17 protein-coding genes are annotated in these 15,125 nt (G+C 34.7%); 1 reads left to right on the top strand and 16 read right to left on the bottom strand.

All coding sequences use genetic code 11. From position 1 onward, the window contains the following. Positions 1-108 precede the first annotated feature (108 nt). Positions 109-990, top strand: coding sequence for a YitT family protein (locus PND65_RS03620; RefSeq protein ID WP_035402215.1), 882 nt, complete (start codon positions 109-111; stop codon positions 988-990). A 141-nt stretch (positions 991-1,131) separates the two neighbouring features. On the opposite strand, the gene PND65_RS03615 is transcribed toward PND65_RS03620, so the two are convergent. The 16 genes from PND65_RS03615 to PND65_RS03540 form a co-directional block, all read right to left on the bottom strand. Further along, positions 1,132-1,632 (bottom strand): dCTP deaminase/dUTPase family protein, encoded by a 501-nt coding sequence (locus PND65_RS03615; protein ID WP_022356087.1) that lies wholly within the window; start codon positions 1,630-1,632, stop codon positions 1,132-1,134. Then, positions 1,625-2,107 (bottom strand): DNA-deoxyinosine glycosylase, encoded by a 483-nt coding sequence (locus tag PND65_RS03610; RefSeq protein ID WP_195294968.1) that lies wholly within the window; start codon positions 2,105-2,107, stop codon positions 1,625-1,627. The genes PND65_RS03615 and PND65_RS03610 overlap by 8 nt, the downstream gene beginning before the upstream one ends. Further along, positions 2,092-3,396 (bottom strand): 30S ribosomal protein S12 methylthiotransferase RimO, encoded by a 1,305-nt coding sequence (rimO, locus tag PND65_RS03605; RefSeq protein WP_022356085.1) that lies wholly within the window; start codon positions 3,394-3,396, stop codon positions 2,092-2,094. Before rimO ends, PND65_RS03610 begins: the two co-directional genes overlap by 16 nt. Beyond that, the gene (locus PND65_RS03600) at positions 3,393-4,325 is read right to left on the bottom strand and encodes a 3'-5' exoribonuclease YhaM family protein (protein ID WP_035402219.1); all 933 of its coding nucleotides are present in this window, start codon (positions 4,323-4,325) and stop codon (positions 3,393-3,395) included. The genes rimO and PND65_RS03600 overlap by 4 nt, the downstream gene beginning before the upstream one ends. Next, positions 4,312-6,282, bottom strand: a complete 1,971-nt coding sequence (locus PND65_RS03595) for a glycosyltransferase (protein WP_271990581.1) — start codon at positions 6,280-6,282, stop codon at positions 4,312-4,314. The genes PND65_RS03600 and PND65_RS03595 overlap by 14 nt, the downstream gene beginning before the upstream one ends. Before the next feature lie 4 nt (positions 6,283-6,286). Beyond that, the gene (locus PND65_RS03590; protein ID WP_271990579.1) at positions 6,287-7,342 is read right to left on the bottom strand and encodes a lysylphosphatidylglycerol synthase transmembrane domain-containing protein; all 1,056 of its coding nucleotides are present in this window, start codon (positions 7,340-7,342) and stop codon (positions 6,287-6,289) included. 18 nt (positions 7,343-7,360) lie between these two features. After that, positions 7,361-8,422: a glycosyltransferase family 4 protein gene (locus tag PND65_RS03585; RefSeq protein ID WP_035402225.1), complete on the bottom strand. Its 1,062-nt coding sequence runs from the start codon at positions 8,420-8,422 to the stop codon at positions 7,361-7,363. 176 nt (positions 8,423-8,598) lie between these two features. After that, entirely contained in the window at positions 8,599-9,237 is a 639-nt protein-coding gene (locus PND65_RS03580; protein WP_271990577.1) for a histidinol-phosphatase HisJ family protein, read from the bottom strand. Continuing rightward, the gene (locus PND65_RS03575) at positions 9,174-9,428 is read right to left on the bottom strand and encodes a PHP domain-containing protein (RefSeq protein WP_239455872.1); all 255 of its coding nucleotides are present in this window, start codon (positions 9,426-9,428) and stop codon (positions 9,174-9,176) included. Before PND65_RS03575 ends, PND65_RS03580 begins: the two co-directional genes overlap by 64 nt. Positions 9,429-9,854: 426 nt before the next feature. Continuing rightward, positions 9,855-10,190, bottom strand: a complete 336-nt coding sequence (locus PND65_RS03570; protein ID WP_015536266.1) for a hypothetical protein — start codon at positions 10,188-10,190, stop codon at positions 9,855-9,857. Positions 10,191-10,258: 68 nt separating this feature from the next. Then, the gene (locus PND65_RS03565; protein WP_015536267.1) at positions 10,259-11,074 is read right to left on the bottom strand and encodes a PTS system mannose/fructose/sorbose family transporter subunit IID; all 816 of its coding nucleotides are present in this window, start codon (positions 11,072-11,074) and stop codon (positions 10,259-10,261) included. A gap of 2 nt (positions 11,075-11,076) precedes the next feature. Continuing rightward, on the bottom strand, positions 11,077-11,916 hold the full coding sequence (locus PND65_RS03560) for a PTS sugar transporter subunit IIC (RefSeq protein WP_271990575.1): 840 nt from the start codon (positions 11,914-11,916) through the stop codon (positions 11,077-11,079). Positions 11,917-11,974: 58 nt separating this feature from the next. Beyond that, positions 11,975-12,466: a PTS system mannose/fructose/N-acetylgalactosamine-transporter subunit IIB gene (locus PND65_RS03555; protein ID WP_015536270.1), complete on the bottom strand. Its 492-nt coding sequence runs from the start codon at positions 12,464-12,466 to the stop codon at positions 11,975-11,977. Between the two features lie 57 nt (positions 12,467-12,523). Continuing rightward, the gene (locus PND65_RS03550; protein WP_015536271.1) at positions 12,524-12,952 is read right to left on the bottom strand and encodes a PTS sugar transporter subunit IIA; all 429 of its coding nucleotides are present in this window, start codon (positions 12,950-12,952) and stop codon (positions 12,524-12,526) included. A 214-nt stretch (positions 12,953-13,166) separates the two neighbouring features. Next, on the bottom strand, positions 13,167-14,471 hold the full coding sequence (locus tag PND65_RS03545) for an ABC transporter substrate-binding protein (RefSeq protein ID WP_229038859.1): 1,305 nt from the start codon (positions 14,469-14,471) through the stop codon (positions 13,167-13,169). Continuing rightward, positions 14,471-15,124, bottom strand: a complete 654-nt coding sequence (locus tag PND65_RS03540; protein WP_271990573.1) for a response regulator transcription factor — start codon at positions 15,122-15,124, stop codon at positions 14,471-14,473. The genes PND65_RS03545 and PND65_RS03540 overlap by 1 nt, the downstream gene beginning before the upstream one ends. Position 15,125: the final 1 nt, after the last annotated feature.

The following is a 15,125-nucleotide window of genomic DNA, read 5'->3' as shown; positions in this document are numbered from 1 at the left end:
TTTCCTAATATTAGGAAATGGCACTTTTCCCAATGCTTAGGAAACAATCTTATAATCATATTTTCAATTTATCACTATAATATCATTTGTGTTTAGAGGAGAGTTATTATGGCTAAACAAATTAAAAACCTAAGAAAATATAAATGGGTACGCTTTGTCATTTCAGTCATTATGACCATTGCCAGTTCTTTATTGCAGGTATATACGATCCAGGTTTTTATGGATCCTTGCAACTTATTATCCAGCGGTTTTACCGGAGTCGCTATTTTACTTAATAAAATAGGTACTTTAGTTGGTGTCAACATATCTACATCTCTGGCAATCTTGGCACTGAATATACCAGCCGCTCTATTGTGTTTTAAAAGCGTGTCCAAACGTTTTACCTTTCTTAGTTGTTTGCAGTTTGGACTAACTTCTCTATTCTTGCAGACGCTTTCCTTTGATCCATTCTTCGATGACCTGGTACTAAATGTCTTCTTTGGTGGAGCTCTTTATGGAATGAGCATCGTACTCGCTTTAAAAGCTGATGGATCAACTGGAGGAACCGACTTTATCGCACTCTATATTTCAGATAAACTTCATAAAAGCATATGGGATTATGTATTTATCTTTAATGCCTGTATGATCATTATCTTTGGAGCTTTATTTGGATGGAAAGCCGCTGGATATTCAATTATCTTCCAGTTTATTTCTACCCGCATGATTTCCAGTTTCCATCATCGATATGCACAGATCACAGTAGAGATTACCACAGATGATCCAGAACCTGTAACAGAAGCCTTTATATCTAATTTTAGACATGGAATGAGTGTAGTAGATGCTTATGGAGCTTTCAGCAAGAAACACTTTTATATTTGTAAAGCTGTCGTAAGTAGTTATGAAGAAGCCGACGTTGTTGATTGTATAAGAAGTATCAACCCAAATGTGATCATCAACTCTTATAAAACCAATCACTTTTATGGTAGTTTTTATCATAAACCCATTGAGTAAAGTTTTCTTCTTTCAATAAATCTTTATTGCTCAATATCACTTAGTACTTCTTAATTAATGAAAAACATCGAAAGATGTTTTTTCTTTTTGCCCAAAAATAAAGGAGGCCTGACGGTCTCCTTAAAACACGATTGATTTAGTCTATTTCCCCGAACTTCCTAATAAGCCCGACATTCGCTTAGACTCCATCTTCTGCAGTTCTTCATAAGAAAGTTCTTCACTTTCCAATTGTGGCATCTGCAAAAGCACGCCCTGGCACAAAGCCTTTTCATAAGGATAAATAATATACTCTTCTTTTTTCTGTTCGCTCCATGATTCCAATGCCGCTTCTTTAATGATACAAATCGGTTTATCATTTACATTTGTGACTGGAGCCATATATTCGCCTCGATATCCTGAGTCAATAACTCCAGAACGTTGAGCGATTCCTTTCGTTCCTGTAGAACCTCTTTCTTTTAAGATCATTACATAACTGGCATCAAATGCCGTAGCTACACCTAATGGTACTAGGCGTGTATGTAATGGTTTAATTTCCAAATAATCTTCTTCAAAACAAGGATAAAGATCATACCCCGCGTCTTCATCACGTTTTGTAGGGATAATAGCATCCTCTTTTACTTTTGCCCAATATAATTTACTCATTTTTCAAGACCCTTTCATATTCATAGATCAAATCTTCTAAGCTAAACTTAGCATTTGCCGCCGATGTGGACGGGCATACGATTGTTTTCTCAATCAATTGTGGAAAGAAACGGCATAAATTATGATAACTCGTTTTCCCATTACAAATAATCCTTTGAATCGATGGATTTTTCTGTAACAAACTATCGATATCATTTGCCATTACATCACGAATTTTCGCATCCGCACTTGTTTGGCGAACACATGAATGACAAATATCCCACAAGGCAATATGCGCATATTCCAACAAAGCAAATTTTTCTTCTAGTGTATTACTAGGCCTTTGATAGAGACTTGTCAAAATTTTCCAGAACCGATTTGTTTTATTAGCATAATACATGTTTTGTTTTAAGCTTTCTTCACTTGGCATTGAGCCTAAGATCAAGATTGTATCATCACCATGAACAATTGGTTCAAACCCTATGATTCTTTCCATATTCCAAATAAATCATATTCCTTTGCATCTGTAATCTCAACTTGTACAAATGAACCTATATCTAAATCTTCATCACATCTGAAAATTACCTGCCCATCAACTTCATCTGGCGCATCCGCTTTCGAACGTCCACGATAACGATTTGTCAATCCTTCTTTTTCCTCTACAAGTACTTCAATTACTTTACCGATCTTTTCTTTATTCTTTTCAAGTGAGATTTCTCTTTGAATTTCCATCAAAGCAGATAACCTTTCATTTTGTATATCTTCATCGATTTCATCAGGATAATCATAGGATGGGGTATCTTCTTCTTTTGAATAAGTAAAAGCACCCATGCGATCCCACTTCACCTCTTTGATAAAGTCAATCAACTCTTCAAATTCTTCTTCCGTTTCTCCTGGGAAACCAACAATCATTGTCGTTCTTAAAGTGGCATCAGGGAACATAGTGCGAATCTTATGGATCAACGCCAATACATCCTCTTTCGTTCCTCTTCGATTCATGCTTTTAAGTAAGCGATTATTGGCATGCTGCATAGGAATATCAAAATATGGCAGAACACGCTTGCTTTCACGCATAGCTTCCAAGACCTTATCTTCGATTTCATCTGGATACATATATAAAATACGAATCCAGTGGAAATCTTCGATCTTATCCACCTCTTTGATAAGTTCAGCCAACTTTAACTCATTGTAGTTATCCAACCCATACTTTGTGGTGTCCTGAGCAATTAAAGTTAGTTCTTTTACCCCAATTGATGCAAGATATTTTGCTTCTTCTAGAATATCAGAGATTTCGCGACTTTTTTGATCTCCACGAATCAAAGGAATAGCACAATAAGCACAACGATTAGAACAGCCATCACTGATTTTTAAATACGCATGCCATGGTTTTCCACTCAGTAAACGTTCGCTCTTATAAAAATTTCCTTTTCCTTCATCATGTAAAAGTTCCTGTAAACGATTTGCCAATTCGCTATAATCACGAATTGGAATAACCGCATCAATTTCAGGAATTTCTTCAGTCAATTGTGAAGTATAACGCTGAGCAAGACATCCACAAACAATTAGTTTTTTTAGTTTATCTTCTTTATATTTTGCCATTTCAAAAATCGTATTTATAGATTCTTCTTTTGCCGATTCAATAAATCCACATGTATTAATGATTATAGCTTCCGCCTGTCTTGGATTCGAAACAATCTGATGATGATTTTCTTTCAACATTCCCATGATCATCTCTGAATCAACTAAATTCTTACAACATCCTAATGAAACAAATCCTACTTTCATTTTGAACCCTTTCTGTGATAAATCATTCTATTTTCCAACGCAAAAACACGAGGACCAAATTCTCCTGGCACAGTTTGATCAAGACTGTTTTTCATCATGACAATACGTGCATCTAGATTGTCGACCAAAGAAAGAACTTCTGCTTCAGGAATCATCGGAAGAACTGGAGATCCAAATTCCATTTTTCCGTGGTGTGACAAGATCATATGTTTTATCAATATCACCGATTCTTTATCTTGAATATTCAATTGATGCGCTACTCGATCCACTCGAGCAGACATTATTGAAATATGTCCCAACAAATTTCCTTCTATCGTATATTCTGGCAAGACAGCACTGGATAACTCTTCAATTTTCCCAATGTCATGCAATAGAGTACCTGAAATCAAAAGATCCTTATCCAGCCATGGATACTGTTTGGCAATCATCAAACAAAGTTCAACCATAGAAATGGAGTGAAAAGCCAAACCACCTACAAAATTATGGTGATTTCTTACCGCTGCAGGATAATTAAAAAAGTCATCTTTCGATTCCTGCAATATCGTTTTTGTCAAAGTCTTTATATCTTCATCTTTGATCATGGTAATATATTCATTGACTTTTGCTTCCATCGCGTTTCTAGTCATTGGAGCACTCCTTACATAAGCACTCAAATCATTTTCTTCTACAATTTCCATTTTATGCACACGCAACTGGTATGCATTTCGATGCAATATTACATCACCTTCAACGGCTACAACCATTCCTACCTTATATTTATTTACTTGTTCATCTGTCAAATTCCAATATTTCGTATCAAGAACCCCTGTATTATCTTCTAACGTCAATGAAAGATAAGGTGTATTTTTCTGGGTCTTTCCTTTATCACACTTTGTGATCAAAGCTTTGATAGAAATCTTGCCTTCACTGTTAATTTCATTGATTTTCAACTAATTCACCTTCCAATATTTCATCTATTTGGCTTGAAGTATAGCCTTTTCTTAAACAATATATACGAATCTTATTGCTACGCTTTGGTTCTTCAAAAGACGCATACAATCTTCTCGCCTTTTTAATCGTTAACTCTAATGATTTTGAATCATCTTCATCAAATTCAAAAGATTCAGATACTTGTTTAGCAACATCCAAAGAATATCCTTTTGTAACCAGTTTATTCGTTAAGGTTTGACGTTTCATTCGATTTGACTGTTCTTTTAAATTATGTACGAGTCTTTTAGCAACTGCATAGGCATTTTTGATTTCCGTTGTCTCTTCTAAAGTAGAAATTGCTTCTTCAATCAAGTCTTTATCTACTCCTGCTTTATACAATTTATTGCGTATCTGAGCACTATTTTGTCCGTATGAATGCCAAACTTGTGCTTTTTCCATAGCATATTGTCGATCATTGATCAAACCTTTTTGTTCCAATTCCTGCACGATCGTTTGTGCATCTTCAGATGAAACATCCAATCTTCTTAAGCAATATTCTTCTATTTCATGTGCTGTACAATCCACAGACAAAGCCCTTGTTTGTGCCATTTTTAAAGCCTTATAGAAATCTTGAAGTTCTAAATAATTTTCAACAAGATACGCATCTAGAATCGTATTGACAGAAATCTTTAAATCAAAGAAATCATCTAATGGAATTAAAAATTTGATAGGTTCTCTATCGCTATCTCTTTGAACTGTTAAACGTACATAATCATCAACCATTTTGATTTTTTCAACCACAAATGCCTGCGAAAAATCATCAATTGCCTGTTCATACACAGCCAAAGCTTTATGGGCGAACAATTCAGTATCAAATGGTTCTGTCTTGGCAATACACTCATTCACCATCATTTCTCTTTGTTCTTTTGATTTAGAAAAAAACAAATCAAACTTTTCAACCAGTTCATTCTCATCATCAAAATAATATCCTGTTTTATCTTCAAACACGAGATCGTTTAAGACCTCATCACGACGACCAAATACACAAAGACCACTGGCCAAAGCTTCAATATATGTCATTCCTTGAGTTTCTGTCATCGAAGCAGAAACAAAGCAATCAAATGCTGCATAATAATACGGTATTTTTTCTTTAGGAACTCTTCCTACAAAGTGAACACGATCATTGCAATTTTGTTCATCCACAATTTCTTTGTAATAACCTTCATCTGTGCCGCCCCCTACGATTACAAGATGTAAATGCTCATCTTTGCTCTTGGCAACCGCACGAATTGGAATATCGATTGATTTTTCTTTTGCGATACGCCCTACAAATACTACAACATGGTCTTCTTCAGTTAATCCTAATGAAGAACGAATCTCCATTACTTTCTTTGCATCCAAATTATTACGATCAAAACTAGATAGATCCAATCCCGTTGGAACCACATAAATCGGTGTATTAACCCCATAGCTTATCAAGGTGTTACGAGTTTTCTCACTTGGCGCTATCACAGCCTGTGCTCCATTCCCCAATATCTTTGATAAAGAACGGATTGCAAGCTTCCCCATGTGCTCCACAGTTTCCAAATCCATTGGATTGATATAGTGTGTATAGTCTTCATAAGTTGTGTGATATGTATAAACAAGCGGTATATTAAAGTTCTTTGCGCATTGTCTGGCAAACATACCAACTCCAAACTCTGTTTGTACATGGACAACATCTAAGTCCATATTGCGTACATATTCAAACGCTTCAAACTGAAAAGGACTACTCATTTTATATCCGTAAAACTTTTTTAATTCTAATCCAGGAAGACGTAATACATGGTCTTCTAAACTGATTTTAGAACTTTTATGATTTGAAATAACAAAGACGGTGTGTCCCAGTTCTTCTAACGCCTTTTTTAATGTGACAACACTGGAAACCACACCATTTATATCTGGTAAATAAGCATCCGTAAACAATCCAATTCGCATTCTTTCACTCCTTATATTGTTCTAAATCTATATTTGATATTCCTTTGCTCTTTTTTTCATAATAATTCTTTGCCAAAGCAAATGTGATTCCACCAATCAACAGGACAATATGATATGTAGAAAAACGCCATAAGATCATAACTGCACCCGTAACAGAACCCATCAACGATCCAAACAACAGTGTAAACACAACTTCTGTTCCACCACTGGCACCGGGGATCGGGATAAAACTATTAGCCATTGTAACAAAGCTGGAAAGTGCAATTACATCAATCATTTGTTCAGGTCTCAAAGGAATATTTAAAGCTTTCCCAATAAAAAATGGTAAAGAATATAACAAAGTTAAACGGATCACATTTACCAAAGAACATGTAAGAATACTCTTTTTATCTTTAGAGATATTGCGAATTTCCGTGGTAAAACTTGTCATTTGCAACGTCCAGGACTCCAATGTTTTTTCTGGATCTTTAATAAGTTTTATCTTTGCCAGGATCTTAACCAAAGTTCTTGAAAGACGGATGTATACCTTTGGAAACAAAGCCATAGTATATAGAGCCAGAATCACAATTGCATTAATTAGATATCCGACTAGAATAATCATAAACCAGCCAGACTGCGCACTATAATAAGAAAAGCGTAACAAGAACAATATGGTCACATAAATCATCATCGTTGTTTGATAAATGATAAAATCTGCCCATAACAAGCTTGCACCATCGCTGACCTTAATGCCTTGTTTTTTCATTATATATGCTTGGGCAAATTGTCCTCCTGTACTACTTGGTGTGATGCCAGAGAAAAATGTTCCCACAAACGATATAACAATACCATTAAACAAAGAGTACTGCTTATTGTATTTTCGTCCTAAAACCAGGTATACAAACCCCCATACTACCGTATACAAAACGCCCCACAGCAATATGATTACCAAAGACATCCAATTCATTTGTGAAATTGCGTCTAGAATTTCCTTATAATTATCTTTGAGCGCAAACCATAAAACCACTATTGTCAAAAGAAAAATTACAAGAAAGTTCAATAACATTTTTTGCTTTTTCATTTTTAACCTACATTTCTATTATTTACTCTTTTTCTTCAATAATTTATCCTGCTTTTCTTTATATGCATCTAAATAAAAGTCGATCCACATAGATAAAACATTTTCTTTCGAATAAAATTCACTTATTTTTTCACTTTCTTTAGCATAGGTTTCATATACAGATGAATCTTCTTTTAGTGTTTTTATACATTGAGCAAATCCATCATTGCTAATATCTTTCATATAATGATCAAACAATATATTCTTATAAAGATCCAAATCACGTAAAACAAGTGGAATATGAATGTTGACAGCTTCAAGAATCGTCATTGGAAACAACTCATTATAACTTGGCATAAACAATACATCAGACATATTATATATATCAATCATCTCTTCACGCGGTATGATTCCAATAAAATGTACATTATCGGGATGATTCTCCTGGATTTTCTTTAATTCCTCATATCCATCCGTAATACGACCAAAACTAAATCCTCCAGCCCATACAAATTGAACATCTGGACTCTTTTTCGCTACATCGACAAAATCAAGAACGCCTTTTCGAGTTTGTACCTGTCCGGCTCCTAACACGACAAAATCATCTTCTTTTAAGCCATACTTAGCACGAATTGCGACCCTTTCTTCATTGCTTTTTTTATAAAACTTATCTTTTGAAACATAATTAGGAATATAGTAAATCTTCTCTCTCTCTATTCCATATTGAACCAATTCATCGATAAAAATTGGATTAACAACAACTAAACGATCTGCAGCTTTATAAAAAGAAATAACATAGCTTTGGAAAGTTTTCATAAAAGGAGCAGGTATATTGATACTGCCATCTAATGTATCAGGCAAAAAATGACAATATACGATACATGCAGCTTTAGGATCTTGCATTTTTAAGAAATAAAATGGATCCAAAGTATGAAAATGCTGAATATCTGGTGTTTTGATCCAGTCATTGATTTCTACATCAAATAAATCGGAAGCTCCCTCTTTGATTAAATTTACTTGTTCAAGATAAGCACTTCCAACCCCTTGACCATCAATCTTGTCAGCACTTGAATACATAATAATTCTAATTTTTTCACGCATATAAATCCCATCTTTCGTCAATATTATATCAATATACTTATTTTATGTCCATGACAGGCAACCCATATAATATATTGTGCTTTAAAATGAAAATCTAAAAAGAAAAAGAGGAATAAGACTTTAATTTATTGTCATTTCCCCATTAATAAATGCTATTTTTAAATTTTCATCAAATTCTAAAGAGTATGAAATATTGGCTTCATTTTTTCAAAAGTGCAATATTGTGTAAATCCAATTGATCTTAACAATTCTTTTCCCTCTTGAATATAAGCTTCTAAATGCTCAGGTTTATGTGAATCAGAACCTATTGTTATAATATTTCCACCTAAATTATAATATAACGTTAAAATATCACGACATGGTGTAGAATCAGATAACCCATATCGTTTACTAGAGGTATTTAGTTCTATCCCTTTTCCATCGCTTATAACAATTTTAAGAATTTCAGTAATTTTATTCTTAATCTTTTCAAATGAATAAACACCATCATTATCATAACGTGTAATCAAATCCATATGAGCAAGTACACTGTAATTTTTATAAGATTTTACTAATTGTAACATTTCATCATAATACCCCTCATTGTATTCTTTTTGCGTTTTACCTCTTTGATAATCTTGATTCCAAAACTCTAAATCATTTACTTGGTGAATAGACAAAAGTACAAAATCTAAATCATATTGAGAAAATAGTTTTTCATACAGCTTAATTGTATGCATCTGCATACCAAATTCCAATCCTGTCTTTATTGTTATTTTGTTACCATATCTTTTTTCATTTGTTTGATAGTTTTCATGTATAGTGGATAATTGCAATTCGCACAAGGTTCTCCATTTCGGTACACAATTTCCTTTCCACTATCCCAATCCACCTTAATCCCATAATCGACATGTTCTGTAAAACAAATTTCATCTATCTTTTTTGAAATTGCATCTTGAACCACTTGTTCCATAGGGTAGATTGAATCATCACTAAATGCAGTATGTACATGATAATCAGCAAACATTCTTAAAACTTCCACTTTCTTAATGAACTTTTATCTATTCAATTTAAGATGTTTTTATTATCTTGCTTTGCATGAAAAATAAAAGAAATATTTTTTGAATTTGCTAAAAAAAGAAAAGAAAGCTTTGGTTCAAACATATTATCGATGTTTAAATTTTTCAAATAAGAAAATTTGATTGCATTTATTATATTTGAGTATTATTACTTATAAATATCACGAAGTTTATAAATCTAAAAGAAATCTTATCAAAAAAAACAACAAGATCTATCTTACATAGATCTTGTTGCCTAAAGAAAATTAGAGAAAGGGAATTTGATTATGAAGTGAGCCTCTATCCTCGGCTCGGCTATATAATACAAATAAATATTAAAATAATAATGGATTGAGTATGTGAATTTTTGTGATAATCATCTCAATTGTGTTAAATTAATCTTTTCCTTGAAAACGATCAATTTTAGCCAACAAACTTTTTTTACCATTTCTATGTGATAAAAAAGCAAGAATGGTAAATACACCAGAAATAATGGCACCAATCAAGGCAACCCATTTCACTACTGTACGAACCCCTTCACTAATATTTGGAAGCATAGGATCAATCATTCCTGACCAACCCCAAATACATAAGATGACGCAGGCTAAAAAGATAAGCGCACTATTTCTGATCATTCTTCCTAAACGTAATATCAATTCATTCTCTTTTTCGATGATCTTAGCTAATTCGTTTCTTTCTTTTTTTGACATGTGATTTTTTACCATACTCATACTATTTCCTCCTCTAAGTTAAAAAAGAAGCGAAGGCAAAGCCTTCGCCTAATAAACTAATACTTTTATTATCCGATTACGCCAACTACAGAACCAACGAATCCGATAACAACGAATAGTAACAATACTTTGATTGGAGTAATGTTCTTTTTAGCCATTAACCACCAAGCGAATAATACGAACAAGCAAGTTAATACGCCAGGGAAAGCACCATTCAATTTGTCAATCAACATTACTGGGTTACCTTCAGAGTCAGTAGCAATCTGAAGTGGAGTACTGATATTTACCCAAGAAGCAGCCATAGCACCTACGATAACCTGACCCATAACGATTACAGATTCACGGAAGGCTGTAGCTTTTTCACCAACCAACAATTCAACTGCAGATCCACCTAGTTCATAACCTTTCATATAAACGAAATATTGGAACCAAGTAGAAGTAACATTCCATACGACGATATAGAACAATGGTCCTAAAACAGATCCACCTTCTGCAAGTCCTAATGCGATACCTAACAAGATAGGAATATAAGTACCTACGATCAAAGAGTCACCGATACCTGCCAATGGACCCATCAAACCAGCACGGATACCATTGATCATTTCATCATCGATACCTTCAGCACCATTTGCACGAGCTTCTTCCAAACCTGCAGTGATACCAACAACGATAGCACCAATCTGAGGTTCAGTGTTAAAGAATGGATAGTAAGCAGTCATTTTTTCGCACTGTTCTTCATGTGTATCATACAATTCCTTGATAATAGGAAGCATTGACCACATGTATCCAAATGTCTGCATGTGCTCCTGAGAGAAGCAAGTCAGGTTACCATACCACCAACGCCAGAAAGAAGAATTTAATGTTTTTTTAGAAATCTTTTTCATAATTAAATATCCTCCTCATCATCATCGATAGCTGCGCCTCCACCAGACACACCAGAAAGTTTCATCATAGTCATATTAAAGTTAATTAACGCGAATACAGCACCAACTACTGTAGCAGCGATCAATGTTAATCTCATTGATTTTGCCAAAGCGAAACCTAATAAGAAGTAGATCAAATCTGTTGGTTTAGAAACTACTGATTTCAACAGAATTGCGATACCTACAGCTGGAAGTACTGCACCAACTGCCAACATAGCTTTTACATACCATACATCTGTATTCAACTGAGCGAACAAAGATTCTACTGCAGTTGATCCATAGTAGCAAAGTAATGTAACTGGCAAGAAAGAAAGTACAAAGTGTGAAATCAATGGATAAATAGCTGTAACTCTTCCTAAGCAATCTAAGTTACCTTTATCCAACTGAGCCCAACCAATGTGCTGCCAAATCAAGTTCATCATTGCTGTTCCGTAGAACAATGAGATACCGATTACACCAGTCATTGCTGAGATACTTGAAGCTAATGCATAAGCTTCGTCTCCACCAAAATCCATACCTGCTGTTTTAGCACCAACATATGCCAAAGGAATACCGATATAACTTACGGCACGCAAGTCAGATGCTACTGTACCACCAGGTGTAACAAGAGCGATCCACATAACCTGCATTGGGATACCAATTAAGATACATCCTTGAACGTCGCCTAAGATAAGACCAACGAATAATGATGCAACCAACGGACGGTTCAATGTGTAGTTACCGACAGTTGTTCCCAAACAAGCGATTGTAGAAGCTGCTGTACAACTCATGATACCAATCAAAATTGCTTGAAATAAACTCATAATTCATCTCTCTCCTTTTCTAAAAATTATTATGAATTTGTATATCTAGACCGGTTGCTTAGTAACCGAATTTAGATCTAAATTTGCTCCAGTCACCGATAGCAGTTTCTTTTAACAATGCGAAGTATACTTCATATCCTGCTTTTGTCATTGCTTCGCAAGCGTCGGCTTCTTCCTGAGTAATACTTTGGTTATTTCCTAATTTAGTTGCACCTGGGCGATCATTACATGGCCCAATAACAACACGTTTAACATCATTAGGAACAAAGCCATCATCTACTAAGATTTCCTTCATATCGATAGGGTTCTTAGTAATTAAGAAATATTTCTTGTTAGAATTTTTAACTGTCTCTGCTTTTTCTCTCCAGTGTTCTTTTGTCCAAACAAAGACTTTCTTATCTGTACTAGCTTTAAATGATTGAGCTAATACAGGAGTAGTTGCAGCTTTATCGTTTACCGCAACGATCCCGTCACAAGGGAATTCTTTAGACCATCTTGTAACGATCTGTCCATGGATGATTCTGTCATCCACACGAATGAAACTAATCATTTCTACGTCCTCCTTTTATTATCTGTTTATGCCTATACGCGATTGCGTTTTAGCCTATTATAAATCTTCGTCTTCGTCATCCGAAGCAACGACAAAGTCAGTCAATCCTGAACGTCCTTCGCTCAACAACGTATCCTTTAAATCTTGAACGTTGTCAAAATTATCTTTCATCAACACTGCAGTAATTGCTAAAGGCATGTTCATTCCGGCAATAATCAATGTGTTTGGCAGCATTCCTTTTTGATCTAATACATTTAATGCATTTGTAAATGGAGATCCGCTCAAGATATCTGCCAATAAGATAACCTGATCATCAGTTGTAAAATCCTTAACCAATTCTTCAAAATTTGCTGCAAACTCATCTGCACTCATATCTGATTTAAGACTTGTAGATAGAACATCTTCACGATCCCCTGTCATCATCTTAACAGCTGAATGCAAACCTGGTGCAAATTCACCATGACTTACCATTACAACGTATTTCATTATTTTTCCCTCCGTTTTATATTTTTTACTATACTATGAGTATAAACGAAATGTTATGACATTGCAAGCGCTTTTCACACAATATTCACATATTTTGGTTATTTTTTTTAAGTTGTTTAGCGCTTGCATCACATATTCTTCGCTTAAGGTAATTATAGGTTCTTATGAAACTGTTTTCAACTTGCAAATGTAACTGGATTTCGAATTACATTTGTCATTTTACACTTTCCAACAGAGCGTCCACTTGATCCTCAACACGACCGATAGCTGCTTCAATGTCATCTTCATTAATGCTCAATAATTTGATTTCTCCATCAATAAGTGCCATTGCCTGCTCATACCCATTAAATTCTTTGACTGGGATTGCATTTTCCATCATAGAATTAAAAAAACCTAAATCATAATCACTGCCCCCAGGTGTTTCATCTTGTAAAGAATCAATGATCATTTTTGTGTCTGTAATTGTATTTAGTACCGAAACCCCTTGTGAATATCTAAAAATATCTTTCTGTGTCTCTTCATTAAAGGAAAGTTCTTTTAAAAACTCCCAGGCAAGATCTTTGTATTTGGAATTCTTTGACATTCCAATTAAAAGTGTGTCTAACTGTGATACATTGCTTCCATCCGGTCCTGCAGGCATTGGAATACAATCCCATTCAAAACTGGAATATTTTTTTACACTCCAAGGATAAGGTTTATACGCACGATATTCGCTAAAACTCATCGGACAAAATACGACCTGGCCTTTATCAAACATCTCACTTGTCACGCTCTGCCCTCGATTTAATTTTTCTAATCTTCTCATAAATTCGATTGCATCATATACTCTATCATTCTCCAATAAAGCATTGGACCCTTCGTCATTAAATATTTTTGCCCCATTGGAAAAAATAGCATTTTGCCAAGTATAACCAAATTGTCCAAATTGATCCAGTATCCCATCTTCATTTGTATCTTGGGTCATTCTGGCACATATCTCATAAAAATCTTCCCACGTCCAGTCTTGTTTAGGCACTTCAATACCTTCACTCTCCAACAAAGTCCGATTCACATACATCAGTGTAGGAACACTCTCGTAAGGAAGAGCATATTGAACATGATTCACTTGTCCGGATTGATAAGAACTAAAGAAATATACTGATTCATCAAAATCTGGATCATTTTCGATAAAACTACTCAGATTTTCTAAGATTCCTACATCTGCGAAAGTTGCCAGATCATTAGAAAGCACCATAAAGACATCACACACATCTCCCGAAAGGGCTTGTTGTGACAACCATTCTGAATAATCTTCTTTGCGAATCCCAGAAATATACTCTATCTGAACATTGACATGCTCCTTTTCAAACCGTTCAATTGCATTATCCACAATTTTTAAAGCATCTGGGCTTGGAACATCCCAATTGCTTCCTGTAATGACACCTATTTTTAATGTTTTATTCGAATTCACGTAAAACAAGGATAAGATCAGGCAAAGTATTATCAAGGCAAAAATAGTTCGTATCTGCCATCTTCTCATCATTTTCGTCCTTTCTTCAAATACCAAATCGCCAGCTGAGTGCGATCACGAAGACCTAGCTTATCTAGAATTACGCTTAAATAATTACGTATCGTACCTTCGCTAAACTGCAGCAAAGAAGCTATTTCCTTGTTGGATAATCCGTGCCCAATTTGTTCAATGATCTTCCATTCGTTCTCGCTTAAATCTGGCAATCCATCTTTATCCCATAACAGATGTTCTGGATTATTGGCCATTTGTGAAAAGAAAGAAGTCAATTTTTTAGCTACATTTGGATTAAAGATGGCTCCTCCATTCAATACCGAGCGAATGGATTTGGACAATTCATCAAAAGAACATCCTTTTAACAGATATCCGCTTGCTCCATTTTTGATCGCATCGTAAATGTATTCATCATCATCAAATGTCGTCAGTATAATAACACTGATTTCCGGATACTTTTGTTTGATAATTCGCGTACATTCCACTCCATCCATCTGTGGCATACGCACATCCATCAATACTACATCAGGTTTATTGGCTTCAATACTTTCGAGGGCATCCTTGCCATTTCCCACAACATCAATTACATCAAAATCTTTATCTGTATCTAAAATAATTCTTAAACTCTCCCGAATCAATTGCTGATCATCCGCTATCAATATTTTAGTCATC

Source organism: Faecalitalea cylindroides (genome assembly GCF_028321995.1).
Taxonomy (GTDB): Bacteria; Bacillota_I; Bacilli_A; order Erysipelotrichales; family Erysipelotrichaceae; genus Faecalitalea; species Faecalitalea cylindroides.
Note: the sequence above shows the minus strand (reverse complement) of the source record. Positions and strands in the feature narration are given on the sequence as shown.